The 25689-nt window shown below is 71.8% G+C and carries 24 protein-coding genes; 18 read left to right on the forward strand and 6 right to left on the reverse strand.

Features of this window, described 5'->3' with window-relative positions; genetic code table 11:
• The first annotated feature begins 175 nt into the window (after positions 1-175).
• From OHB56_RS26455 to OHB56_RS26520, 14 genes are all read left to right on the forward strand, one after another.
• Positions 176-1504, forward strand: coding sequence for a DUF6716 putative glycosyltransferase (locus OHB56_RS26455; protein WP_406355997.1), 1329 nt, complete (start codon positions 176-178; stop codon positions 1502-1504).
• 32 nt (positions 1505-1536) lie between these two features.
• Positions 1537-2817 carry a cytidylyltransferase domain-containing protein gene (locus OHB56_RS26460; protein WP_406355998.1) on the forward strand — a complete coding sequence of 427 codons (1281 nt, stop codon included), beginning with the start codon at positions 1537-1539 and terminating at the stop codon, positions 2815-2817.
• 13 nt (positions 2818-2830) lie between these two features.
• A complete protein-coding gene (locus tag OHB56_RS26465) occupies positions 2831-3769 on the forward strand; it encodes an N-acetylneuraminate synthase family protein (RefSeq protein ID WP_055591896.1) in 939 nt (312 codons plus the stop codon).
• A 47-nt stretch (positions 3770-3816) separates the two neighbouring features.
• Positions 3817-4890, forward strand: a complete 1074-nt coding sequence (locus tag OHB56_RS26470; protein WP_406356000.1) for a hypothetical protein — start codon at positions 3817-3819, stop codon at positions 4888-4890.
• Positions 4891-5513: 623 nt separating this feature from the next.
• The gene (locus OHB56_RS26475; protein ID WP_326757146.1) at positions 5514-6788 is read left to right on the forward strand and encodes an amidohydrolase; all 1275 of its coding nucleotides are present in this window, start codon (positions 5514-5516) and stop codon (positions 6786-6788) included.
• 298 nt (positions 6789-7086) lie between these two features.
• Positions 7087-8142: a BMP family protein gene (locus tag OHB56_RS26480; protein ID WP_406356002.1), complete on the forward strand. Its 1056-nt coding sequence runs from the start codon at positions 7087-7089 to the stop codon at positions 8140-8142.
• A gap of 173 nt (positions 8143-8315) precedes the next feature.
• The gene (locus tag OHB56_RS26485) at positions 8316-8996 is read left to right on the forward strand and encodes a class I SAM-dependent methyltransferase (RefSeq protein ID WP_406356004.1); all 681 of its coding nucleotides are present in this window, start codon (positions 8316-8318) and stop codon (positions 8994-8996) included.
• Between the two features lie 298 nt (positions 8997-9294).
• A complete protein-coding gene (locus OHB56_RS26490; protein ID WP_406356006.1) occupies positions 9295-10344 on the forward strand; it encodes a BMP family protein in 1050 nt (349 codons plus the stop codon).
• A gap of 269 nt (positions 10345-10613) precedes the next feature.
• Positions 10614-12224, forward strand: a complete 1611-nt coding sequence (locus OHB56_RS26495; protein ID WP_406356008.1) for an ABC transporter ATP-binding protein — start codon at positions 10614-10616, stop codon at positions 12222-12224.
• Positions 12224-13348 carry an ABC transporter permease gene (locus tag OHB56_RS26500; RefSeq protein ID WP_326754415.1) on the forward strand — a complete coding sequence of 375 codons (1125 nt, stop codon included), beginning with the start codon at positions 12224-12226 and terminating at the stop codon, positions 13346-13348. The genes OHB56_RS26495 and OHB56_RS26500 overlap by 1 nt, the downstream gene beginning before the upstream one ends.
• Positions 13345-14619 carry an ABC transporter permease gene (locus tag OHB56_RS26505; RefSeq protein WP_406356009.1) on the forward strand — a complete coding sequence of 425 codons (1275 nt, stop codon included), beginning with the start codon at positions 13345-13347 and terminating at the stop codon, positions 14617-14619. Before OHB56_RS26500 ends, OHB56_RS26505 begins: the two co-directional genes overlap by 4 nt.
• The gene (locus OHB56_RS26510) at positions 14616-15029 is read left to right on the forward strand and encodes a cytidine deaminase (protein ID WP_406356010.1); all 414 of its coding nucleotides are present in this window, start codon (positions 14616-14618) and stop codon (positions 15027-15029) included. Before OHB56_RS26505 ends, OHB56_RS26510 begins: the two co-directional genes overlap by 4 nt.
• A gap of 140 nt (positions 15030-15169) precedes the next feature.
• Positions 15170-16447 carry a thymidine phosphorylase gene (locus OHB56_RS26515; protein ID WP_326757147.1) on the forward strand — a complete coding sequence of 426 codons (1278 nt, stop codon included), beginning with the start codon at positions 15170-15172 and terminating at the stop codon, positions 16445-16447.
• A 120-nt stretch (positions 16448-16567) separates the two neighbouring features.
• Complete coding sequence (locus OHB56_RS26520; RefSeq protein ID WP_351120637.1) at positions 16568-17152, forward strand: Uma2 family endonuclease; 585 nt, start codon at positions 16568-16570, stop codon at positions 17150-17152.
• 1 nt (position 17153) lies between these two features.
• Here OHB56_RS26520 and OHB56_RS26525 read toward each other — a convergent pair whose 3' ends face one another.
• On the reverse strand, positions 17154-18074 hold the full coding sequence (locus OHB56_RS26525; protein ID WP_406356012.1) for an AEC family transporter: 921 nt from the start codon (positions 18072-18074) through the stop codon (positions 17154-17156).
• A gap of 174 nt (positions 18075-18248) precedes the next feature.
• On the opposite strand from OHB56_RS26525, the gene OHB56_RS26530 reads away from it, so the two are divergent.
• Positions 18249-18638, forward strand: coding sequence for an STAS domain-containing protein (locus OHB56_RS26530; protein ID WP_326754419.1), 390 nt, complete (start codon positions 18249-18251; stop codon positions 18636-18638).
• Here OHB56_RS26530 and OHB56_RS26535 read toward each other — a convergent pair.
• Both OHB56_RS26535 and OHB56_RS26540 read right to left on the reverse strand, forming a co-directional pair.
• Positions 18522-19538 (reverse strand): sigma-70 family RNA polymerase sigma factor, encoded by a 1017-nt coding sequence (locus tag OHB56_RS26535; RefSeq protein ID WP_055629976.1) that lies wholly within the window; start codon positions 19536-19538, stop codon positions 18522-18524. The genes OHB56_RS26530 and OHB56_RS26535 overlap by 117 nt on opposite strands.
• A 179-nt stretch (positions 19539-19717) precedes the next feature.
• Positions 19718-21067: an MFS transporter gene (locus OHB56_RS26540; protein ID WP_406356015.1), complete on the reverse strand. Its 1350-nt coding sequence runs from the start codon at positions 21065-21067 to the stop codon at positions 19718-19720.
• A 63-nt stretch (positions 21068-21130) separates the two neighbouring features.
• On the opposite strand from OHB56_RS26540, the gene OHB56_RS26545 reads away from it, so the two are divergent.
• On the forward strand, positions 21131-22084 hold the full coding sequence (locus OHB56_RS26545) for a LysR family transcriptional regulator (RefSeq protein ID WP_406356016.1): 954 nt from the start codon (positions 21131-21133) through the stop codon (positions 22082-22084).
• 89 nt (positions 22085-22173) lie between these two features.
• Here the strand turns inward: OHB56_RS26545 and OHB56_RS26550 are convergent, their stop codons facing one another.
• A complete protein-coding gene (locus tag OHB56_RS26550; protein WP_406356017.1) occupies positions 22174-22935 on the reverse strand; it encodes an alpha/beta hydrolase in 762 nt (253 codons plus the stop codon).
• A gap of 113 nt (positions 22936-23048) precedes the next feature.
• Here OHB56_RS26550 and OHB56_RS26555 point away from each other — a divergent pair, with 113 nt between their 5' ends.
• The gene (locus OHB56_RS26555; RefSeq protein WP_406356018.1) at positions 23049-24206 is read left to right on the forward strand and encodes an adenosine deaminase; all 1158 of its coding nucleotides are present in this window, start codon (positions 23049-23051) and stop codon (positions 24204-24206) included.
• A gap of 140 nt (positions 24207-24346) precedes the next feature.
• A complete protein-coding gene (locus OHB56_RS26560; protein WP_406356019.1) occupies positions 24347-24634 on the forward strand; it encodes an ATP-binding protein in 288 nt (95 codons plus the stop codon).
• Positions 24635-24744: 110 nt separating this feature from the next.
• Here the strand turns inward: OHB56_RS26560 and OHB56_RS26565 are convergent, their stop codons facing one another.
• On the reverse strand, positions 24745-24948 hold the full coding sequence (locus tag OHB56_RS26565) for a PspC domain-containing protein (protein ID WP_388437798.1): 204 nt from the start codon (positions 24946-24948) through the stop codon (positions 24745-24747).
• 149 nt (positions 24949-25097) lie between these two features.
• Positions 25098-25679 (reverse strand): VanZ family protein, encoded by a 582-nt coding sequence (locus tag OHB56_RS26570; RefSeq protein ID WP_406356021.1) that lies wholly within the window; start codon positions 25677-25679, stop codon positions 25098-25100.
• Positions 25680-25689 lie beyond the last annotated feature (10 nt).

Below are 25689 nucleotides of genomic sequence, written 5' to 3' on the forward strand. Positions count from 1 at the left end.
CGTCATTCGTCTTTACCCGAACCTTGATACGGGGTGAACGACGCGTGGCGAAGCAGTGAAGCGAACATTTTTCCGGAGAGCGGGCGGGTCGATCCCCCATTCGGCGATCTGCTGTTAACCATTTGTTGGATTCGGGTTGGGCCGCTCCTGGGAATTACTTCCTAACGTCTTCGTTGTGCCAGCAAGTGCAACGAAGTCCCTGCGAGCAGCCGTTCTCGCGGATTCCGACACCCGGTGGAAATGGGGCGCGCTCACCGCGAACCGCATTGCCCCGGAGCATTCGGACATCCGTCTGGACGGTTATCTCCTGCGGGGCCGTGCGACTCCCACCGCCCGTCAGCTCGACGAGGTCGGCGTCCGGGCGGACGCCCTCCACGAGGTGACCGCGGTCCAGTTCCTGCACGCCATGCGCGAGGAGTCGTACGACATCCTGGTCCTCGCGCTGGTCGGCGGCGGGGTGCAGGCGATGCTGCACGGACTCGGGCGCGTCTGGGAGGACGCCGCGGCCGACCGGGCGAAGCGGCCCGTCGTCGTCACCGGATATGTCGGCGTCGTCTACGAGAAGCTCGCCGACGGCCTGCTGCTGCGCCACGGGGCCGACCTCGTCCTCGCCAACTCCCGTCAGGACGCGGACCGTTTCCGCGCCGTGTACGAAGGCGTGGGCGCCGACGCCGGCTCGGTGACGGAGGTCGCGCTGCCGTTCCTCGGCGGGGCCGCCTACACCGGCGAGCACGACCCCCGCACGGTCGTCTTCGCCGCCCAGCCCTCCGTACCGGAGAACCGCCGGGACCGTACCTACCTGCTGAACCGGCTGGTCGAGCACGCCCGCCGGCACCCCGAGCGCGAGGTACTGCTCAAGCTGCGCTCCAAGCCGGGCGAACACACCACGCACATCGAGGAACTGCCGTACCAGAAACTGGTCCAGCGGCTCGACCCGCCGGCCAACTTCCGCCTGGTGTACGGGCACATGGGCGAAGTCCTGGACCGCACCGACCTGCTGGTCACGGTGAGCTCCACGGCCGCCCTGGAGTCCCTGCACCGCCGGATCCCGACCGCGGTCCTCACCGACCTCGGCGTACGCGAGGCGCTCGGCAACCACCACTTCGTCGGCTCCGGCTGCCTCGCCTCCTGGGACCAGCTCGACGCCGGCCACCGGCCCGTGCCGGACGAGGAGTGGGTGTCCCGGCAGGGCGTGGCCGCCGGGGGAGGGGCGTACGGCAGGGCCTTCGACACCGCCCGCGCCCGCATCGCCGAGCTGCTCGGCCGCCCCGGCGGCCTGCCCCCGCTGGCCCCGTACTACACGCCCGTCACCGCGCCCGGCTACCTGCCCGGCCTGCTCGCCCGCCATCACCTCGGCCCGGACGGCACCCCGCTGCCCGGCACCCCCGCCGCCGGCAAGGAACCCGGACCGGTCCGGCAGATCGTGCGCCGCGCGGCGCGCGGCGCCTACCGCCACGGCGTCCAGCGGGTGGCCCCGGTGATCCGTCGGATGGGCGAGCTGTGAGCGCCTCCCTTCCTGCTCAAGGAGCTGATCCCATGTCCCGACCGCAAGAGGGCCAGGGCACCCCGGTACGCCGGGTGCTCGCCGTGATCCCCGCGCGCGGCGGCTCCAAGGGCGTGCCCGCGAAGAACCTCGCGCCGGTCGGCGGCGCGCCCCTGGTGACCCGCGCCGTCCGCGAATGCCGCGCGGCGCGCCATGTCACGGACGTCGTGGTCTCCACCGACGACCAGGCCATCGCGGCCGCCGCCCGGCAGGCCGGCGCCGAGATCGTGATGCGCCCCGCCGCCATCGCGGGCGACCTCGCCACCTCGGAGGCGGCCGTCCTGCACGCCATGGACGCCCACGAGGCGCTGCACGGCGACCGGGTGGACGTCGTCCTGCTGGTCCAGTGCACCAGCCCCTTCCTGATCCGCGAGGACATCGACGGCGTGGCCGGCGCGGTCGCCGCGCAGGGCGCCGACACGGCCGTGACCGTCGCCCCGTTCCACGGCTTCGTCTGGCGGGACGCGGCCGGCGAGGAGCCGGCCGGCTCCCAGGGGGACGGCGGCAGCGGCGGCTTCGGCGTCAACCACGACAAGTCCTTCCGCCCCCGCCGCCAGGACCGCCCCCAGGACCTCCTGGAGACCGGCGCCGCCTACGCCATGGACGCGGCCGGCTTCCGCGAGCACCAGCACCGTTTCTTCGGCCGCACCGAACTCGTGCGCACCGACCCCGCCCGCGTGCTGGAGATCGACGACCCGCACGACCTCGCCCGCGCCCGCGCCCTCGCCCCGCTCTTCGACGCGAACAGGCCCGGCGCCCTTGCGGCGGATCCCCCCGCCCGCCTCCCCGAAGCCGACGACATCGACGCGGTCGTCCTCGACTTCGACGGCACCCAGACCGACGACAGGGTGCTGATCGACGCCGCCGGACAGGAATTCGTCTCCGTGCACCGCGGCGACGGACTCGGCATCGCCGCTCTGCGCAGGAGCGGACTGAGGATGCTCGTCCTGTCCACGGAACAGAACCCGGTCGTCGCCGCCCGCGCACGCAAACTCAAGATCCCCGTGCTGCACGGCATCGACCGCAAGGACCTCGCCCTGAAGCAGTGGTGCGAGGAACAGGGCATCGCGCCCGAGCGCGTGCTCTACGTCGGCAACGACGTCAATGACCTCCCGTGCTTCGCCCTCGTGGGCTGGCCCGTGGCGGTCGCGAGCGCCCACGACGTCGTACGCGGCGCCGCGCGCGCGGTCACCACCGTCCCCGGTGGCGACGGCGCGATCCGGGAGATCGCCAGCTGGATCCTCGGCCCCTCTCTCGATTCCCTCCCCAAGTAAGGAAGCACCGGTCATGAGCACCAACTCCCGCATCCGCACCCTCGGTTCCCGCGAAGCCGGCCCCGGCCGCCCGGTGTACGTCACCGGTGAGATCGGCATCAACCACAACGGCGACATCGAGAACGCGTTCAAGCTGATCGACGCCGCCGCCGAAGCCGGCTGCGACGCCGTCAAGTTCCAGAAGCGCACCCCCGAGATCTGCACCCCGCGCGACCAGTGGGACATCGAGCGCGACACCCCCTGGGGCCGGATGACGTACATCGACTACCGCCACCGCGTGGAGTTCGGCGAGGAGGAGTACCGCCAGATCGACGCCTACTGCAAGAAGAGGGGCATCGACTGGTTCGCCTCCCCGTGGGACACCGAGGCCGTCGCCTTCCTGGAGAAGTTCGACGTCCCCGCCCACAAGGTGGCCTCCGCCTCCCTCACGGACGACGAGCTGCTGCGCTCGCTGCGCGCCACCGGCCGCACGATCATCCTCTCCACCGGCATGTCCACCCCGAAGCAGATCCGCCACGCGGTCGAGGTGCTCGGCAGCGAGAACATCCTGCTCTGCCACGCGACGTCCACCTACCCGGCCAAGGCCGGGGAGCTGAACCTCCGCGTGATCAACACCCTCCAGCAGGAGTACCCGAACGTCCCGATCGGCTACTCCGGCCACGAGACCGGCCTGCAGACCACGCTCGCCGCCGTCGCCCTCGGCGCCGCGTTCGTCGAGCGCCACATCACCCTGGACCGCGCCATGTGGGGCTCCGACCAGGCCGCCTCCGTCGAGCCGCAGGGTCTGACCCGCCTGGTCCGCGACATCCGCACCATCGAGGATTCCCTCGGCGACGGCGTCAAGAAGGTCTACGAGTCCGAGCTGGGCCCGATGAAGAAGCTGCGCCGGGTCCCCGGTGCCGTCGCCGAGGCGGAGATCGCCGCGGCCGCCGGCGAGCCGCTGACCGTCTGACCCTCCCTCACCCACCCTCCCCTGACGACGGGAACGGTCGTACGTCGATGAGCCCCCGCGCCGGGACCGCCGGCTCCCACACTCTCGCCTTCGTCGAGAGCCCGGTACAGCTGCTGAACGTGCTGGAGTGGGCGCACGCGCATGCGCCCGGCGTGGGGCTCACCCTCGTGGTGCTGTCCCCCGTCGACCCCATGACACGCGGTCAGTTGCGCCGCATGTCCGAACTCGCCCGCGAAGAGGGCCATGAAGTCCGCTGGGAGGAGGCGCGCGGCGGAGCCACCGCACCCTTCCAGACCGTCGCCGGCCTGGCCGGCCTGCTGCGCCGCGCCTCCCGGGTCGTCCTCGGCGACCCCTTCTCGCGGTACGTGCAGCTCATGCTGACGATCACCCGTGCCCGCGACCTCGTCGTCGTCGACGACGGCACGGCGACCATGGAGTTCGTCGGCCAGCTCGCGCGCGGCGAACGCCTGGTCCGCTGGCACCGCAAGGGCGGCCGCCGCGGCCCCCGCGACCTGCTCCTCGCCCCGGTCTCCGGCCTCGCCCGGCGCAGGCTCACCCCGGGCGGCCGGCGCCGGGTGGAGGTCTTCTCCTCGATGCCGGTCGACGACATCCCGGCCGGAGTCACCGTCAGCACCAACTCCTTCGCCTGGACCCGGCAGCGGTTCGGCCCGCCCCGCATCACCAGGACCGCCGACATGGTGGGCACGTCCCTGGTGGAGACCGGTGTGGTGGACGCCGACGCCTACGTCGAGGCCGTCCGCTCCCTCACCAAGGCCCACGGCGCGACCCGCTACTTCGCCCACCGCCGCGAGAGCACCGAGAAACTCCACCGGCTCGCGGTCGAGACGGGCCTGGAGATCGTCCGCCCCGAACTCCCCCTGGAGCTGATCGCCCGCCGGGGCCCCATCGGCCGCACGGTCCTCAGCTTCCCGTCGACCGTCGTCCACACCCTCCCCCTGGCCCTGTCCGGCACGGAGGTCCGCATCGCGGTCTGCGACATCGACCCGGCCTGGCTCGCCGAGAACGCCTCCCCGCGAGCCCAGGGCTTCCTGTCCAACGTGACCGGCACGGCACGGGACGCGCACCGGCTGGCGGCGGTGTCGGTGGCGCCGGCGGTCTGAAGGGAGGGGCGCCGGGACTCACGCGGCGCGCCGGACTGCGACGGGAGCGGTGATCCCCTCGGCGCCCTCGGGGCAGGTGCGTCCTCGAAGGACGGCTCCAGGGCCTCGCGGAAGCTCTCCGGGGACTCCTCGACGGTCCCGCCCCGCCGGGTGCCCCCGGACCGGAGGCAGCGTGCCGCGCACCGGGCGCCTCCGCGGGTGAGCGCGGCGGTCGGGTGCAGTGCCCCGGCGGTCGTGTCGCCGGTCCGGCGCGCACGGCCCCGCACCCCATCGGCGCAACCCGGAACGCCGGAGGTGCTTTCACCCGTGTGCGTGGACGACGACCGCGCGCCCGTGGACGGCGGGTCGCCGTGTCCGCCAGGCGAACCGGTCCGCGTGGCTCGGGCGATGCGTGGTACACCGAGGAGAGGTGGAGTTACGGCGCCGGAAGCGGCCGCTGCGAGCGGCGTGCCTTCCGGCGGTCTGTGTGGGCTCGTCCGCATACAAGGGCGGCGAGTTTACCCATCGCAGAGCACGACTAAGCGTGGGACTGCCGGATTTTCTTCCGCTGACAGGCTGATTTTTCTTGATCAGGGGTCGGTCGGGGGCTTCGGCGTCCTACCCTTCAAAGGGTGAAGCAACTGATGTCACTGGAGTCCGAGGAGTCCGAGGTCGATCTGGTCGGAGGGGCGGTGCTTCCGGGTACGCTCCCCGAGGCCCTGCGCGCCGAGCTCGTCGCCTTCCGACGCGACCTGCACATGCACCCCGAGCTGGGCCACCAGGAGTTCCGTACGACCGCCGCGATCAAGGAGCGGCTGGAGCGGGCCGGCCTCGCCCCACGCGTACTCTCCGGCGGGACCGGCGTCATCTGTGACATCGGGGTGATGGACGGCACACCGGCCGGCACCGGCCCGGACACCGGCACCGGAGCGGCCCCCGGCACCGGCATACTCGCCCTGCGGGCCGACATCGACGGGCTGCCCATCCCCGACATGAAGAGCGAGTGCCCCTATCGCTCCACCGTGCCCGACCGGGCGCACGCCTGCGGCCACGACGTGCACACCACCGTCGTGCTGGGCACCGGGCTCGTCCTCGCCGAACTGCACCGCCAGGGCCGGCTGCCCCGGCCGGTGCGGCTGATCTTCCAGCCCGCCGAGGAGGTGCTGCCCGGCGGGGCCGCCGACGCCCTCCTGGACGGCGCGCTCGACGGGGTCGGGCGGATCGTCGCCGTGCACTGCGACCCCCGGGTCGACGCCGGGAGGATCGGGCTGCGCGAAGGCCCCATCACCTCCGCCTGCGACCGTCTCGAGATCGCCCTCGACGGGCCCGGCGGCCACACCGCCCGCCCGCATCTGACCACCGACCTGGTCACCGCCGCCGCCCGGGTCGTCACCGACGTGCCCGCTCTGGTGGGCCGGCGGGTCGACAGCCGCAGCGGGCTCGCCATCACCTGGGGCAGGATCGAGTCCGGCCACGCGCCCAACGTCATCCCGCAGCACGCCGAGCTCTCCGGCACCGTGCGCTGCCTGGACCTGGAGACCTGGCGGCTGGCCCCGGACACCGTGGTCGCCGCCATCGACGAGGTGGCCAACCTGCACCGTGCCAAGTCGGAGATCAACTACGTGCGCGGAGTCCCGCCGGTCGTCAACGAGGCCGGCGTCACCGAACTCCTGCGGGACGCCATGATCGCCCGGCGCGGCGCGGAGTCCGTGGAGAACACCGAACAGAGCCTCGGCGGCGAGGACTTCTCCTGGTACCTGGAGCACGTCCCCGGCGCCATGGCCCGCCTCGGGGTCCGTCCTCCGGGCGAGCGCACCATCCGCGACCTGCACCAGGGCGACTTCGACGTCGACGAGCACGCCATCACCGTGGGCGTCGAACTCTTCACCGCCGCCGCCCTCCTGGACGCCCTGCGCTGAGCGGGCGGGGCCGGCCGGTCGCCTCCTCGACCATCGGCCCCTTCGCCCCGCCCACCCCCGTCGCTCCCCTTGCGCCCCGGGCGGGGGAGGGGGTGCGTGGCGCCCGTCACGCACCGTTCCGGCCGCCCCTTTCCGCCCCCTTGGACCCTCTATGGCCCGCTGCTTTACCAGGGTGTAACCGGCCATCGGCACGAATGGATAACAGCCACGCTGTACCCCGTTCCCAGGAGTGTCTACGCGCGTTAATGTCGCCGAACCGAGCGCCCGCCGCGGGGCTTTGGAGAATGGGGAGCGTCAGATGCGTCGGATATCCAGACTGACTCGCGTCGCAGTGGGGGTCGCGTCGCTCGCACTCGCCGCCACGGCCTGCGGCGGTACCAGCAGCGAGGGCGGGGACGGCGGAAAGAGCTCCGCGAAGGGCGACCTCGGTCTCGCCATCGCCTACGACATCGGCGGCAAGGGCGACCAGTCCTTCAACGACGCCGCGTACGCGGGGCTCCAGAAGGCGGAGAAGGAGTTCGGCTACAAGACCGCCGACATCGAGCCCACCGAGGGCGAGACCGACGCGGACAAGGAGCAGCGCCTCTCGACGCTCGCCAGGCAGGGCTACAACCCCGTGATCGGTGTCGGCTTCGCCTACGGCCCGGCGATGACGGCCGTGGCCGAGAAGTACCCGGACACCACCTTCGGCATCGTCGACTCCGTGGTCGAGGGCAAGAACGTCGCCTCCCTGGTCTTCGCCGAGGAGCAGGCGTCCTACCTCGCCGGCGTCGCCGCGGCCAAGGCCACCAAGACCGATGTGGTGGGCTTCATCGGCGGTGTGGACATCCCGCTGATCCACAAGTTCCGGGCCGGCTTCGAGCAGGGCGTGAAGGCGACCGACTCCAAGGTCAAGGTCGTCTCGCAGTTCCTGACGCAGACGGCGGAGGAGGGCGGCTTCTCCAGCCCGGACAAGGGCAAGGCCGCCGCCGAGGGCCAGATCGAGAAGAAGGCCGACGTCGTCTACCAGGCGGCCGGTCTCTCGGGCCAGGGCGTGATCGAGGCCGCCGCCAAGGCGAAGGTCTGGGCGATCGGCGTCGACTCCGACCAGTACCAGCAGGAAGCCCTCGCCGGCTACAAGGACTTCATCCTCACCTCCGCCACCAAGGAGGTCGGCGGTTCGGTGTACGCCCTGGCCAAGTCCGTCAAGGACGGCAAGGCGCTGACCGGCACCCAGGTCTTCGACCTCAAGGTGGAGGGCGTCGGCCTCTCCGACAGCAACCCGAAGATGGCCGAGATCAAGGGCCTGACGGACGCCGTGGCCAAGGCCAAGGAAGGCATCATCGACGGCTCCATCACCGTCAAGACGGAGTAGTGCGACAGCGCGGCAGCGCGACAGGGGAGCAGCGCGGTACCGCGGTACCGCAGTGACGAAGCCGGGCGGGCACCTCAGGGTGCCCGCCCGGCTCGTGTGCCCCCGGGGGCGCCGTTTTGCCGGACCGGCAACAGGAGTGGCGTGTCCGGGACACGTCGGGCGACGGTGGGCCGATGAACGACGACATCGCAGCGGGACCGCCCGCGTCCGACACCTCCTTCCCTGCCGACGGATACGTCGGAGACCCCGTGGTGAGGGCGGAGTGGGACACCCTGTACGCCGACCGACAGCAGCTGTGGAGCGGCCGGCCCAACGGTGCGCTGGTGGCCGAGGCCGCCGGGCTCACACCCGGGCGGGTGCTCGACGTCGGTTGCGGCGAGGGCGCGGACGCCCTCTGGCTCGCACGCCGCGGCTGGGACGTGACCGCGCTCGAGGTCTCGGGCGTGGCGCTGGAACGGGCGGCCGGGCACGCACGGGACGCCGGCCTCGCCGTTCGCTGGGTGCACGCCTCACTGACGGAGGCGGCCCTCCCGCCGGCCTCCTTCGACCTGGTCTCCGCGCAGTACCCCGCCCTGGTGCGCACCCCCGACGCCGCAGCCGAGCGAGCGCTGCTCGCGGCCGTCGTGCCCGGCGGAGTGCTGCTGCTCGTCCACCACGCGGGGGTGCACACCCGGCAGGAGGACGAGAGCGGCTTCGACCCGGCCGACTACGTCTGGCCCTCGATGGTCGCCGCTCTGCTCGACGAGGACTGGAAGGTGGAGGTGGACGAGCAGCGGCCCCGCGTGGCACCCGGCGGCGGCGCAGGCGCGCACCACACCGACGACCTGGTGCTGCGCGCGCGCCGGCTGCGCTGAGCCCCTCCGGCCGCAGCGGACCCGGCGACCCGGGCCGATGTCCGGCGTGCGCCGGCCGGCGAGCACCGTGTCGGATGTCACGGTGCTTTTCACCTCACACCGCACATCGCCTGAATGTCACCCTGTGCCACGATCTGTTTGCGACAGGCAATGGTTTACTCGCGGTAGGAGGCGGGTAGGGCACGGCCGCATAACAAGGTGGACAGAAAGGGTTTCCAGGGAGGTCTACGCGCGTTAATCTGCGGCGAAGCCAGCGCCGCCCCCCGACTTCCGGCGCTTGTACGAAGGAGCACCACACATGCGCCGGATTTCCCGGATCACGGTCGCAGGCGCAGCGACCGCCTCTCTGGCCCTCGCGCTCTCCGCCTGCGGCGGCACCTCGACCTCTTCCGGCTCGTCGGAGTCGAAGGGCGACAAGGGCATCGCCATCGCCTACGACGTCGGCGGCAGGGGCGACCAGTCCTTCAACGACGCCGCGTACGCGGGCCTGAAGCAGGCGGAGAAGGAGTTCGGCTACAAGACCGCCGACGTCGAGCCCACCGACGGCGAGACCGACGCGGACAAGGAGCAGCGCCTGGGCTCGCTGGCGAAGCAGGGCTACGACCCGGTCGTCGGCGTCGGCTACGCCTACGCCACCGCCGTGAAGGCCGCCGCCGAGAAGTACCCGGACACCACCTTCGGCATCGTCGACGACTCCACGGTCGAGCTGGACAACGTGGCCGACCTGGTCTTCTCCGAGGAGCAGGCCTCCTACCTGGCCGGCGTCGCCGCCGCCGAGACCACCAAGACCGATGTGGTGGGCTTCATCGGCGGTGTGGACATCCCGCTGATCCACAAGTTCCGGGCCGGCTTCGAGCAGGGCGTCAAGGACACCGACCCGAACGTCAAGGTCGTCTCGCAGTTCCTGACGCAGACGGCGGAGGAGGGCGGCTTCTCCAGCCCCGACAAGGGCAAGGCCGCCGCCGAGGGCCAGATCGAGAAGAAGGCCGACGTCATCTACACGGCGGCCGGTCTGTCCGGTCAGGGTGCCATCGAGGCCGCGGCCGCCAACAAGGTCTGGGCGATCGGCGTGGACTCCGACCAGTACGCGCAGGAAGCCCTGGCGAAGTACAAGGGCTCGATCCTGACCTCCGCGACGAAGGACGTCGCCAAGTCGGTGTACAAGCTGGCTCAGTCGGTCGAGGACAAGGCTCCCCGCACCGGTATCCTCAGGGGCGATCTGGCGTCGGGTGAGGTCGGCCTCGCGCAGTCCAACCCCGTGTTCGCGGACAACGCGAAGCTTCAGGACGTCATCGAGACGGCCAAGAAGAAGATCATCAGCGGCGACATCAAGGTCCAGTCGAGCTGACCCCGGCGGGGCCTTTCGTTCGCATCGGGCCGGGTCCGCGGGCCCGGCGCGATCCGCGTGAAAGGCCCTGTGCCCGAACAGCGTGTAATCCATGGGGTCGTGACCGCTCGACGGGGTGCGGGGAGTAGGCTCCCCGCACCCCGTCGAGCCGGGTGTGCGACCCCGTTCGATGCCGTAGGGGCGCTACGCGCGTAGACGACCCCCGTCCCCAGGAGTGCGCCATCAACGCGTCCAGCAGCCCTCCGGCCGGAGCGGCGGTCAACGAGTCGGTGACCGCCGTCGAGCTCGCCGGGATCACGAAGCGTTTTCCCGGTGTCGTGGCCAACCACGACATCCACCTCACGGTCCGCAAGGGCACCGTGCACGCCCTCGTCGGTGAGAACGGCGCCGGCAAGTCGACGCTGATGAAGATCCTCTACGGCATGCAGAAGCCGGACGAGGGCACCATCGCGATCCACGGCGAGACGGTCTCCTTCTCCTCGCCGGCCGACGCCATCGTCCGCGGCATCGGCATGGTCCACCAGCACTTCATGCTCGCCGACAACCTCACGGTCCTCGAGAACGTGGTGCTCGGCAGCGAGAAGCTGTACGGCATCGGCGCGAAGGCCCGCCGCAAGATCAAGGAACTCTCCGACCGCTACGGCCTCGGCGTACGTCCCGACCTGCTGGTCGAGGAACTCGGCGTCGCCGCCCGCCAGCGCGTGGAGATCCTCAAGGTCCTCTACCGCGGCGCCACCACGCTGATCCTCGACGAGCCCACCGCCGTCCTCGTCCCGCAGGAGGTCGACGCGCTCTTCGACAACCTGCGCGAGCTCAAGGCGGAGGGCCTGTCGGTCATCTTCATCTCCCACAAGCTGGGCGAGGTCCTCTCGGTCGCCGACGACATCACCGTCATCCGCCGGGGCACCACCGTGGGCACCGCCGTTCCCGCCGAGACCACCCCGCGCCGGCTCGCCGAGATGATGGTCGGCAGCGAACTGCCCACCCCGGAGACCGCCGAGTCCACGGTCACCGACCGCGCGGTCCTCACCGTCGACAAGCTGCGCCTGGCGGCCCCCGGCGGCAAGGCCCTGCTCGACGACATCAGCTTCACCATCCACGCGGGCGAGGTCCTGGGCATCGCCGGCGTCGAGGGCAACGGCCAGACCGAACTGGTCGACGCCCTCATCGGCCTGCGGCACGCCGACTCCGGCGTGATCCGGCTGGCCGACGAGGAGATCACCGGCTGGGCCACCCGCAAACGCCGCGAGGAGGGCATCGGGTACATCCCCGAGGACCGCCACCGCCACGGCCTGCTCCTGGAAGCACCCCTCTGGGAGAACCGCATCCTCGGCCACGTCACCGAGAAGCCCAACGCCAAGGGCTTCTGGCTGGACCCGAAGGCGGCCCAGGAGGACACCCGGCGCATCGTCCGGGAGTACGACGTGCGCACCCCCGGCATCGACGTCACCGCCGCCTCCCTGTCCGGAGGCAACCAGCAGAAGCTGATCGTCGGCCGTGAGATGAGCCACCGGCCACGCTTCCTGATCGCCTCCCACCCCACCCGCGGTGTGGACGTCGGCGCGCAGGCCGCGATCTGGGACCACATCCGTCAGGCGCGCCGCGAGGGCCTCGCCGTCCTGCTGATCTCCGCCGACCTGGACGAGCTGATCGGCCTGTCCGACACCCTCCGGGTGATCTACGACGGCAGGCTCGTCGCGGACGCCGACCCCGCCACCGTCACCCCGGAGGAGCTCGGTACCGCCATGACCGGTGCCGCCACCGGACACCTCGAACACGAAGAGACCCCCGAGACCCCGGCCGGCGCAGGGAAGACCGGGGCCGACGCCCCCGGCTCCGCGGCCGACGCCCCCGAGTCTCCGGAAGACGAGGCCCGCTGATGAAGAAGTTCGACAAGGAGCGCGTGCTCCTCGCAGTGGCCGGACCGGTCATCGCGCTCGCCGTGGCCTTCGCCCTGAGCGCGATCGTGCTGCTCGCCTCGGGCAAGAACCCCGTCGAGCCGTTCGCCCTGATGTTCGAGCAGGCGACGTTCTCCGACGTCCAGGTCCTGATCATCAACCAGGCCTCGATGTACTACATCGCCGCCCTCGCGGTGGCCATCGGCTTCCGGATGAACCTCTTCAACATCGGGGTCGACGGCCAGTACCAGCTCGGCGCCATCATGGCCGCCGTCGTCGGCGCCCACATGAACCTGCCGGCCGTGCTGCAGCTTCCGCTGCTGCTCCTCACCGCCGTGTTCACCGGCGCCTTCTGGGCCGGCATCGCCGGAGTCCTCAAGGTCACCCGCGGGGTCAGCGAGGTCGTCGCCACGATCATGCTCAACGCGATCGCCACGTCCCTCATCGTCTACCTGTGGAAGCCGGACGTCTTCGGCGTCAAGATCGGCAACAACAGCACCACCGGCGAGATGTACGAGTCCGGCTGGGTCCCCGGCATCGACATGGGCGAAGCCGGCGAGATCTACGGCCTGGTCGTCCTCGCGGCACTGCTCGGCATCGGCTACTGGATCGTCCTCAACCGCACCCGCTTCGGCTTCGACCTGCGCGCCTCCGGCGCCTCCACGACCGCCGCCGCGGCCAGCGGGGTCAACCCCAAGCGCATGGTGCTCACCGCCATGCTGCTCTCCGGCGGTCTCGCCGGTCTCGCGGGCCTGCCGATCCTGCTCGGCGACTCCCACACCTACAACCTGAACTTCCCCACCGGCATCGGCTTCCTCGGCATCGGCATCGCCCTGCTCGGCCGCAACAGCCCCGTCGGCATCGCCTTCGCCGCCCTGCTGTGGGCCTGGCTCGACAAGGCCTCGCCCGAGCTGGACTTCCACGGCTACGACAAGGAGATCGCGGTCATCATGCAGGGCCTGATCGTCCTCTCGGTCGTCGTCTCCTACGAGGCCGTCCGCGAGTGGGGCCTGCGCCGTCAGCAGCGCCGGGTCGGCGCGGAACTCGCCGCGGGTCACGTCCTCGGCGCCGACAACAACACCACGAAGGAGGTGGCTGGCCGATGACCGCCCCGACCACAGCGACCGACGTCAACCAGCCCTCGCTGCAGCCTGCGGCGCCCACCGGCCGCCGCATGTCGTGGCCCGTGCTGCTGCTGGTCATCGCCGGCGCCCTGGCCCTGGTCTCGATCGTCCGCATCGTCACCGGCGCGGACGGCATCACCAACGTCAGCCAGATGTCCACCGCCCTCCAGCTCGCCGTCCCCATCGGCCTGGCCGGACTCGGCGGCCTGTGGGCCGAGCGCGCGGGCGTCGTCAACATCGGCCTCGAGGGCATGCTGATCCTCGGCACCTGGTTCGGCGCCTGGGCCGGATTCCAGTGGGGCCCGTGGACCGGCGTCCTGGTCGGCATCATCGGCGGCTGCCTCGGCGGCCTGCTGCACGCCGTCGTCACCGTCACCTTCCGCGTCAACCACATCGTCTCCGGTGTGGCCATCAACATCCTCGCCCTCGGCGTCACCCGCTACCTCGCCCCGCTCGCCTTCGAAGGCCACCAGGGCGGCTCCGCCAAGCAGTCCCCGGCGGTCGAACCGCTCGGTCACTTCACCGTGCCGGGGCTGTCCGACGCGCTGCGGGACCTCAACGCCAAGGGCTGGTTCTTCGTCTCCGACATCGCGGGCCTGCTCGGCGGCCTGGTCACCAACGTCTCCTGGCTGACCCTCATCGCCGTCGCGCTCATCCCCGCCACCTGGTGGATCCTCTGGCGCACCGCCTTCGGCCTGCGCCTGCGCTCCTGCGGCGAGAACCCCGTCGCCGCCGAGTCCCTCGGCGTCAACGTCTACAAGTACAAGTACCTCGCCGTGATCATCTCCGGCGGTCTGGCCGGCCTCGGCGGCGCCTTCCTCTCCATCGTCGCCAACCCCTTCTACCTGGAGGGCCAGGTCAGCGGGCGCGGCTACATCGGCCTCGCCGCGATGATCTTCGGCAACTGGATGCCGGGCGGCCTCGCCATCGGCGCCGGACTCTTCGGCTACACCGACAGCCTCAACCTGCGCGGCGGCTCCACCAACGTGCACGCCCTGCTGCTGCTCGGCGCGCTGCTGCTGCTCGTCGGCGCGATCTGGCTGGCGATCCGCAAGAAGTACCTGCACGCGGTCATCACCCTGGTCATCGGCGCGCTCGTCTTCGCCTGGTACGCCGGCACCAACGAGGTCCCCAACCAGGTCGTCGCCGCTACGCCGTACGTCATCACCCTGGTGGTCCTGGCCCTGTCCGCGCAGCGGCTGCGCATGCCGAAGGCGGACGGACTCCCGTACCGGAAGGGACAGGGCGGATGACGCCCGCCCCGGCCCCCGCGGCGGACACCGACTGGGAGGCGCTGCGCGCGGTGGCACGGGAGGCCATGTCCCACGCGTACGCCCCCTACTCGGGATACCCGGTCGGTGCCGCCGCCCTGGTCGACGACGGACGCACCGTCTCCGGCTGCAACGTCGAGAACGCCAGCTACGGCCTCGGCCTGTGCGCCGAGTGCGGACTGGTCTCGGAGCTGCAGCGCACCGGAGGCGGCCGGCTCACGCACTTCACCTGCGTGGACGGCACGGGCGCGATCCTCGTCCCGTGCGGCCGCTGCCGGCAGCTGCTGTACGAGTTCGGCGGCCCCGGACTGCTCCTCGAAACCCCGTCGGGCGTCCTGCCGCTGTCGGCGATGCTGCCCCAGGCCTTCGGCCCGGAGTACCTCGCCGGGTGACCCCGTAACACCTCCGACCCGCAGCACCTCGTACCCCGTAGCTCCACCGCGGCCCCTCCGCGCGACTCACTCCCGACCGGAGGGGCCGCGCCCCGAGGGGCCGCGCTCTTCGCACTCCGGAAGGAATGCCACCCATGGCCATGGACGTCATCTCCGTCATCCGCACCAAGCGGGACCGCGGTGAACTCAGCGACGAGCAGATCGACTGGGTCATCGACGCGTACACCCGCGGGGAGGTCGCCGACGAGCAGATGTCGGCCCTCGCGATGGCGATCCTCCTCAACGGCATGAACCGGAGCGAGATCGCCCGCTGGACCGCCGCGATGATCGCCTCCGGCGAGCGCATGGACTTCTCCTCGCTGTCACGCCCCACCGCCGACAAGCACTCCACGGGCGGCGTCGGCGACAAGATCACCCTGCCGCTCGCCCCGCTGGTCGCGGCCTGCGGGGCGGCCGTCCCGCAGCTCTCCGGCAGGGGCCTGGGCCACACCGGCGGCACCCTCGACAAGCTGGAGTCGATCCCCGGCTGGCGCGCGCTGCTGTCCAACGACGAGATGCTCTCCGTCCTGAACGGCGCGGGCGCCGTGATCTGCGCGGCCGGCGACGGCCTGGCCCCCGCGGACAAGAAGCTCTACGCCCTGCGCGACGTGACCGGCACCGTCGAGGCGATCCCGCTGATCGCCTCCTCGATCATGTCGAAGAAGATCGCCGAGGGCACCGGCTCGCTCGTCCTGGACGTGAAGGTCGGCAGCGGCGCCTTCATGAAGACGATCGAGGACGCCCGCGAACTGGCGTCCACCATGGTCGGCCTCGGCACCGACCACGGCGTGAAGACCGTCGCCCTGCTCACCGACATGTCGACACCGCTCGGCCTCACCGCCGGCAACGCGCTCGAGGTCCGCGAGTCGGTGGAGGTCCTGGCGGGCGGCGGCCCGGCGGACGTCGTCGAGCTCACCCTCGCCCTGGCCCGCGAGATGCTCGACGCCGCCGGACTGAAGGACGCCGACCCGGCGAAGGCACTGGCCGACGGCTCCGCGATGGACGTCTGGCGCCGCATGATCGCGGCCCAGGGCGGCGACCCGGACGCCCCCCTGCCCACGGCACGGGAACAGCACGTGGTGACGGCGTCCGCCTCCGGCGTCCTGACCCGCCTGGACGCCTACGACATCGGCGTCGCCGCCTGGCGCCTCGGCGCGGGCCGCGCCCGCAAGGAGGACCCGGTGCAGGCGGGCGCGGGCGTCGAACTGCACGCCAAGCCCGGCGACACCGTCACCGAGGGCCAGCCCCTCCTGACCCTGCACACGGACACCCCGGACCGCTTCGCGTACGCCCTCGACGCGGTGGCCGACTCCTACGACATCGCGGCCCCCGGCACGCCCTTCACGGCGGCGCCGGTGGTGCGGGAACGTATCGCCTGACCTGCGCGCGGGCCGGAGGCGGGGGTGGGACACGCCCCATACGGGGGAACGGGACCGGTGGACCGCCACCGGTCCCGTTCGGCGTGCTGGGATCGGTGTGGCACCGAGGGGAGTACCGCCATGACCGTAGTCGCCGTGAGCGAGGACCCCGGCCAGAGGTGGGACGACCTGGTCCGCTTCTGGGAGGAGATGGAATGGCCCGAGGGCAGCAAGGTGGAGATCATCGAGGGGATCGTCACCGTGTCACCCGCTCCTGGGCTTCACCACAATGCGATCGCGGCAAGCATGCAGCGTCCCCTGTACGCCGTGATTCCGCGGAACTGGTCAATCTTCCAGACCCAGGCCATCGCCGTGCCCTCACGTCGGGCGATGTTCATTCCTGACCTTCTGGTGTACCCGGACCGGGAGAACCCGGAGTCGGACACCCACCTTCCCGCCGCCCTCGCCGAACTCGTCGTCGAGGTGACCTCGGCGTACAACGCCCGCCACGACCGCGTGACCAAGCCGGCCGCCTACGCCACCGCCGGCATCCCCTTGTACCTCCTGGCCGACCGCTGGAACCCCGACGGCCCGACCCTGACGCTCTACGGAGAACCCGAGGGGGACGTCTACCGCCCCTTGAGCACCGCGAAGTTCGGTGAGCCGGTCGCCCTGCCCGCGCCCTTCGACCTCGAGCTGGACACCTGCGAGTTTCCCGACACCTGAGTCACCCCAGCACCGTCGCCACCACCACGAGCACCGGTACCGACAGCAGGGTCGACACCAGGATCGCCTCCCGCGCCAGGGTCTCGCCGACGCGGTAGCTGCTCGCGTACGTGAAGAGGTTCTGCGCGGCCGGCAGCGCCGAGGTCACCACCACGTCCAGCAGTTGCTCCCCGCGCAGCCCGAACACCCCCACCGCCAGCCCCCAGGCGACCACCGGCTGTCCCAGCGACTTCAGCGCCACGGCCAGCAGCACCGCCCCGCGCTCACCGCCCCGCAGGGGCAGGGAGCTGCCGCGCAGCGAGATGCCGAACGCGAGCAGGACGGCCGGAACCGCCATGTTGCCGATCAGGGTCACCGGGTCCATGACCGGGCCCGGGATCTCGACGCCGCTCGCCGACGCCGCCACCCCCGCCAGTGAGCCCAGCGCGACCGGGTTCCGCAGCGGTGTGAGCAGCCGTCGCCACCAGGGCTGCTTCTCCCCGGCGGTCGCCAGATCGAGGATCGTCAGCGCGACCGGTGTGACCCCGACCAGCTGGAACAACAGCACCGGTGCCACCAGCGAGGCGTCACCGAGGACGTACACCGCGATCGGGATGCCGAGGTTGCCGGAGTTGACGTAGCTGGAGCACAGGGCGCCGATGGTGGTGCGGCCCACGCCCCAGCGGCGTACGACGCCCACCGCCACGAAGACGCCGGCCACCGCGGCCGTACTCAGCGCCGTGACCAGGAGCCGGCCGGAGAAGACCAGGGACAGGTCGGCCTCGGCGAGGACGGTGAACAGCAGGGCCGGCGAGGCCACGTGGAACGCCAGCTTCGTCAGCACGTCGCGGGCCTGCCCGCCGAGATACCCCCGGCGGCCGATCACATAGCCGACGCCGATGACGACCGCGATCACCGCGAACCCGCTCAGCACCCCCTGCACGACGGCTCCTCGCCGGGGTGGCGAGCACCGGGGGGCGTGGGCGGGGACGATCTGTGGCGCATACAGCCAACCCTCGGGGGAGGGCCGTGCCCGGGTCAATGTGATCTCCGCGGCGCCCGCCCCGCTCCGCGTCACGTGTCCGTGAGCGGCGGCGAGGGCGGACACGGGCCCGCGATGAGTTACACGCTCGCGCCCGGTCTACCGATCGTGGACGCCATGACACCCCCTGTACTCGTCCTGCTCGGCCCCGTCACCCCGGACGGGGTGAGCGGACCGAGCGACGCGCTGCGGGCACTCCTCGACGGCGGCGGGGCCGGCGGGGTGGTCGTCTGCGACGTGGGAGGGCTGGGGCCGCCGGGGCTCGCCGCCGTGAACCTGCTGGCGCGCCTCCAGCTCCTGGCCCGCCGGACCGGGGGCCGGATACGGCTGCGCGACCCCGACCCCGCCCTATGCTCCCTGCTCGACCTCGTCGGTCTCGGCTTCGAGGTGGAGGGGCAGCCCGCACAGCGGGAACCAGCGCCGGGTGTCGAGGAAGCAGTGGAACCCGGTGATCCGGCCGTCTGAGATCTCCAGTACCTGGACCGCCCACGGCGTGAAACCGCCGGCCTCCGGGTCCGGCTTGTAGTGGGCGAACCCGGGCAGGCCGTTGACCTGGACCGGCAGCAGGCGCGACCCCGCACAGGAGGCGCCCAGCGTCGTCATGAAGCCCGTGATGTCGCCGGGGCCGGTCAGCCACAGGTCGAACGGCGGCATCGTCATGATGGCGTCCTCGTGCAGCAACGCCGTCAGCGCCGCCATGTCGTACCCCTCGAACGCCGCCACATAGCGCTCCAGGAGCTTCTGCTGCTCCTCGTCCAGCGGGTCCGAGACGGACGCTTCGGCGCCCGGCTGCCGCCGCTCCGCGAGCGTCGCCCGCGCCCGCTGCAACGCGCTGTTGACCGACGCGACCGAGGTGCCGAGCAGCTCCGCCACCTCGCTCGCCTTCCAGGCCAGCACCTCGCGCAGCAGCAGCACCGCCCGCTGCTTGGGCGGCAGCTGCTGGAGCGCGGCCATGAAGGCGAGCCGCACGGACTCCTTGGCGACCGCCGCCTCGGCGGGGTCGGCGGTCTCGGGCAGCACCCGGGAATCCGGCATCGGCTCCAGCCAGGTGTGGTCCGGCCGGGGCGAGAGGGCCGCGCGGGCCAGCGGGGTCGATTCCGTCAGGTCCATCGGACGAGCCCGCTTGTTGCCGGCCGTCAGCATGTCCAGGCAGACGTTGGTCGCGATGCGGTACAGCCAGGAGCGGAGACTGGAACGGCCCTCGAACGTGTCGAAGCCGCGCCAGGCACGGACCATCGTGTCCTGCACCGCGTCCTCCGCCTCGAAGGAGGAGCCGAGCATGCGGTAGCAGTACCCGGTCAGCTCGACGCGGTGCGCCTCGAGCCTGGCGTCGATACCGGTCGTCGTCGCCGTGCCGTTCGTCATCGTCCACCCACCCCTGTGGCTTGTCTGCGACGCGCCTTCGCGCCCAGCACCTCGGAAGCTACCGCAGCCCACTGACAACGGCCCCCCGAGTCGACGAACGCGCAGTTCGGGGACGCCGGTTCAGCGGACGGAACGAAAGCTTCCGCCCGCTTCCCGGCCGCCCGGCCCGGTGGGCCGCCTCACGCCGGGACGAGCCCGCGCCGCTCCACCCGGGCCGCCCGGGTGCCCAGCACCGTGATGGTCACGACGCCGGCCACCGCCACCAGACCGACCCCCACCGTCCCGGCCCAGCCGCCCGAGTGGAAGGCGAGCGCACCGACCGTGCTGCCCACGCTGGAGCCGACGTAGTAGGCGGACTGGTACAGCGCCGACGCCTGGGCGCGGCCCCGGGTGGCCGTCCGTCCGACCGCCGAGGACGCGACCGCGTGGCCCGCGAAGAAGCCGCCGGTGATCAGTACCAGACCCAGCAGGATCAGGGGCAGGGAGCCGGCCAGGGACAGCAGCAGGCCCGCCGCGGTGGTGCCGCCCGCCGCGTACAGCGCGCCCCGGCGGCCGAGTCGGCTCACCAGCCGGCCCGCCGCCGACGCCGCCACCGTGCCGACCAGGTACACCAGGAAGATCGAGCCGACGATGCCCTGGGGGAGGGAGAAGGGCGCCTCGGCCAGCCGGTAGCCGATCACGGTGTAGACCCCGCCGAACACCGTCATGAACAGGGCGCCGATGGCGTACAGGCGTCGCAGCAGCGGGTTCGCGAGATGGGTGCGGACCGTGCCGAGCAGCACCCGCGGACGCAGCGAGCCCGGACGGAAGTGCTTCGGCGCCGGCAGCAGCAGCCGGAACGCCACCGCGCACGCCACCGCGAGCACCCCGATCACGCCGACGGCGACCCGCCAGCCCCACTCCTGCGCCACCCAGCCGGTGATGACCCGGCCGCTCATCCCGCCGACGCTGTTGCCCGCGACGAACAGTCCGATCGCGGTCACCAGGGCCTTCGGCCTGACCTCCTCCGCCAGGTACGCGGTCGCTGAGGCGGGCACCCCGGCCAGGGCCGCCCCCTGGAGCGCCCGCAGTGCCACCAGGGCGCCCAGCGACGGGGCGAAGGGAACCAGCAGCCCGACGGTCACCGCGACGGCCAGGGAGGCCGTCATGACCGTACGGCGTCCGTACCGCTCCGACAGCGCGCTCATCGGCAGTACGAACACCGCCAGACCGCCGGTGGCCGCCGCCACCGTCCAGCTCGCGTCGCCCGCGCTCACCCCGAGGTCGCCGGAGATCAGCGGCAGCAGGGCCTGCGTGGAATACAGCAGCGCGAAGGTCGCCACCCCCGCCAGGAACAGGGCGAAGCTCATCCGGCGGAAACCGGGGCCGCCCGGGGAGATGCGGGAGTCGGCGCCGCCCGGCGCGCTCGGGACGTCCGGGGCGTCGGGGGCGTCGGGCGCGCTCGGGGGAGGGGAGGAGGGAGAGACCGTGGACGTGACGGATGTGCGGGCGTCCACAGCGGTGGACGCCTTGGTACTGGCGGGAGACATGCTTCGACGCTACGGACGGCTCCGCTCATCCGTCCAATGCATGGAATCGTCATAATCGTTCCCATGCAGCATCAGCAGAGGTCGCAGGGTCGGCTGTCACCGTCCAGTGACACAGAAGACATCGTCGCGCTGCTCGCGCCGCGTCTCGTCCACTTCGCCGGCGTCGCCCGCACGGAGCATGTCACCCGTGCCGCCCAGGAGATGCAGGTCCCGCAGTCCACGCTCTCCCGGTCCGTCGTCCGCCTCGAACAGGACCTGGGCGTCGACCTGTTCGCCCGTCACGGCCGTACGCTCTCCCTCACTCCCGCCGGCCGCACCTTCCTCGTCTCCGTGGACCGGGCCCTCGCCGAGATCGAGCGGGCCGCCGAGGAGGTGCGCGCCGACGCCGACCCGGCCACCGGCAAGGTCGCCTTCGGGTTCCTGCACACCATGGGCGCCGAGACCGTGCCCGGGCTGCTGCACACCTTCCGCGCCGACCATCCGCGCATCCGCTTCAGCCTCGTCCAGAACCACGGTGACGCCATGCTGGAAGGCCTCCGCGCGGGCGAGCTCGACCTGTGCCTGACCTCCCCGGTCCCGGACGCCCCCGACCTCGTCGCCCGTCGCCTGGACGAGCAGAAGCTGCGCCTGGTCGTCCCCGCCGACCACCGGCTCGCCGGCCGCCGACGGATCCGCCTCGCCGAGGCCGCCGACGAGACCTTCGTGACCCTGGAACCCGGTTACGGCCTGCGCCGCATCACCGACGCCCTCTGCGACCTGGCCGGGTTCCGGCCCCGGGTCGCCTTCGAGGGCGAGGAGGCGGAGACCCTGCGGGGCCTGGTCGCGGCCGGGCTCGGCGTCGCCCTGCTGCCGCCGCCGGCCGTGCCCCGCCCCGAAGTGGTCGAACTGACCGTGGCCTCCCCGCGGGCGGCCCGCGAGATCGGCGTCGCCTGGCTGGCCGGGCGGCCGGACACCCCGCCGGTGACGGCCTTCAAGAAGTTCCTGCTGTCGCGCCGCGGCCGCCTGCTCCCGGACTGACCGGCACCCCGGGGCACCCGGCTGCCCGCCGCCGCAACGCCGTACGCCGGTCGCCGGTCGTGGTGCGACGGCCGTCGCACTCCGGTCGCCTATCGCCGTAACGACGCACCGAACCCCGAGGCCAGCGGCATCCGCAGCCCCAGAGGCGGAGGCGCCGCCAGGGCGTCCCGCAGCGGACGTGAGAGCGCCCGTCCGAAGAGCGCCCCCATCACGAAGTCCTCGCACAGGGCGAGGACTTCGTCCCGGTACTGGCGCAACCCGTGCCCGTCGGTGTGCACTTCGAAGCGGCAGACGTCCCGGTTCGCCTTCTTCGCCCGCGCCGCCAGCCGGAAGGACAGTTCGGGGTCGGTCCGCGTGTCGTGCGTGCCGTGCACGATCAGCACCTGTCGCCCGGTCAGCTGCTTCACCGGTTCGGGTGGCCCGGGCCCGTCCTCCCCGGGCAGCCAGGGGGCCAGCGCCAGCACGGAGGTGACGGCCTCGTGGCCGCCCGCGCGCAGGGCCGCCCGGCCACCCATGCCGAGGCCGGCCAGGCACACGGGAACGTCCCCGTAGCGCCGCACGGTCTCGTCGACGGCCCAGGCGGCGTCCCGGGCGGGATGCGCCTCGCCGCCGTTCCAGCCCCGGTAGCGGTAGTGGACGACATGGACGGCGATCCCCTCGGTCCGGCCCGCGCGGCCGAGGCGGCGTCCCAGCGCGCGTACGGAGGCGGTCGCCACCAGGGGGGACGGCCTGCGGCTGGAGACCGGATCGCCGCCGGGCAGCAGCAGCACCACGCCGCCTGCCGCCCTCGGCTCCGGGCCGAGCGCCCTCCCCAGCCGTGCCCCGTGAACCGGCGTCGCTTGCTGTGCCATGGCAGAACAGTGTCAGAAGCAACGGTGTACGCCACCCTGCCGTGCGGTCACTGTTGGATATCGGCGTATGCGTGCGCCAGGTGATCTACGCGCGTAGGAGTTAGAGTGCGCAGATGACGAGCCAGAGCACTGCGAACACCCCGACCGCGGACCAGATCCGCCGGGCGCCCAAGGTTCTGCTGCACGACCATCTCGACGGCGGCCTGCGCCCCGGTACCGTCGTCGACCTGGCCCGCGAGGCCGGATACACGCAACTCCCCGAGACCGACCCGGACAAGCTCGGTCTCTGGTTCCGGGAGGCCGCCGACTCCGGTTCCCTGGAACGCTATCTGGAGACGTTCTCGCACACCGTCGGCGTCATGCAGACCCGGGACGCCCTGGTGCGGGTCGCCGCCGAGTGCGCCGAGGACCTGGCCGCGGACGGTGTCGTCTACGCCGAGGTGCGCTATGCGCCCGAGCAGCACCTCGAGGGCGGGCTGACCCTCGAGGAGGTCGTCGAGGCGGTCGACGAGGGCTTCCGCCAAGGGGAGCGGCGGGCCCGGGAGGACGGCCACCGCATCCGCGTCGGCGCGCTGCTCACCGCCATGCGGCACGCGGCCCGCGCGCTGGAGATCGCCGAACTCGCCAACCGCTACCGGGACCTGGGCGTCGTCGGCTTCGACATCGCGGGCGCCGAGGCGGGTTACCCCCCCACCCGGCACCTCGACGCCTTCGAGTACCTCAAGCGCGAGAACAACCACTTCACGATCCACGCCGGTGAGGCCTTCGGGCTGCCGTCCATCTGGCAGGCCCTCCAGTGGTGCGGTGCCGACCGGCTCGGGCACGGGGTGCGCATCATCGATGACATCCAGGTGCGCGACGACGGCACCGTCGAGCTCGGCCGGCTCGCCTCCTACGTCCGGGACAAGCGCATCCCGCTGGAGCTGTGCCCCAGCTCCAACCTCCAGACCGGGGCGGCGGCCTCGTACGCCGAGCACCCCATCGGCCTGCTGCGCCGGCTGCACTTCCGGGCCACGGTGAACACGGACAACCGGCTCATGTCGCACACGAGCATGAGCCAGGAATTCGAGCACCTGGTCGAGGCGTTCGGCTACACGCTCGACGACATGCAGTGGTTCTCCGTCAATGCGATGAAATCGGCGTTCATTCCTTTCGATGAAAGACTCGCCATGATCAATGACGTGGTCAAGCCCGGTTATGCCGAGCTGAAATCCGAATGGCTGTTCCGGCAGACCGCTTCCACCAGCGGTTCTGTCACCTCGGAGGAGTGAACCGGAGAACCTCGGGCATTCGGGAATGCGGGCTGCGTTCACCATTCCTCCGCATTCCGGTGTTTGCGGCCGGTGGTTCCGTCTGATTACGGTCACCGGACCGCTCACATCCCCGCATCCCATTTCGAGGAAACACCTTCATGAAGCAGTCTGCCGCCAAGACCCTCGGTGTCGCCGCGCTCGGTGCCGCCTTCGCCGCCGCAGGTGCGGGTGCCGCCACCGCCGCCCCGGCCGTCCCGGCCGCCCTTCCGGCGCTGGACACCGCCACCCAGGCCCTTCCGGCGGAGAACCTCTCCGGCGCGCTGCCGGAGACGGGGCAGGCGCTGGAGACCGGACAGCAGCTCGCCGGCGGCCCGCCGCAGCCGGTCGCCGGCCTGCTCGGCGGCATGCCGCTGCAGGGCTCCGTCAACGGCCTCCCCATCGGCTGACGTCCACAGGAGCGTCCCGCCCCGGGCTTGTCCCCGGCGGACCCGCGACCCATGGGGCGCCCCCGGACCGGGGGCGCCCCACAGGCGTGCTCACGGGGAGGGCGCGGGCCTCACCAGGCGCTCGTCCGGACCTTGTGCTCTGAAGGGAGCAGGATCCACAGCGCTATGTAGAGCAGGAACTGCGGACCGGGCAGCAGGCACGAGGCCAGGAAGACGACCCGCATCGTGGTCGCGGAGGTGCCGAAACGGCGGGCCAGCGCGGCGCACACGCCGCCGATCACGCGGTTGTCGATGGGGCGGGCGAGGCGGGACATCGTGAACTCCTTCGTGGTCGTGCTGCCGAGTGGCCCACGGGTGCCGGGGGTCCGGGAACGGCTCCGGGACTGATGCCGGGCCCGGGTTCGGGTCCGGGTCCGGGCCTGTTCCGGCCGGCTTCCGTACGGCTGTTCCTGTGCACTCCACGTTACGGAGACGAAGGGGGCAAAGCGTCACTCCAGGGGGCGATCCCGACCCTGGCAATCGTCGGGGTCCGACCCTGAGCCGGCTCCTCCCGGTGGCTCTCCGCCCCCGTACGGTGCAGGTCCCGCCGGCGCAGCCACGCGCGGCCCGCCGGCACCAGGGCGGCATGCGCGAGGGCCGCGCCCAGGGTGTTCAGCATCAGCGCGTCGACGTCCACGACCCGGCCCGGCACCCCGGTCTGCAGCATCTCGATGCCCAGCGACAGCAGCGCCGCCGCGGTCATGGTGCGGATCAGCGAACCCACCGGTGAGACGGTCAGTCGGCCCCCCGTCATCGGCAGCAGCACACCGAGCGGCGCGAACAGCGCCAGTCCCTCGGCGACCCGGTGGGCCCCCGTCGCCCAGCCCAGCGCGAAGTCCGCCCGGATGCCGTGAAAGGGACGCAGATTGGAGGGCACCACCCAGGGGACGTTCAGCGGGCGCAGCGTGCACCAGGCGACGAACACGAGATACGCGGCCAGGAGGAGACCTCCTGTCACACGGATACGGAACGCGGCGGTGCCGCCGACGGGGCCTTGACGCTGCACGAACCCCTAG

It is taken from the genome of Streptomyces sp. NBC_01635 (genome assembly GCF_045209715.1).
GTDB lineage: Bacteria > Actinomycetota > Actinomycetes > Streptomycetales > Streptomycetaceae > Streptomyces > Streptomyces hirsutus.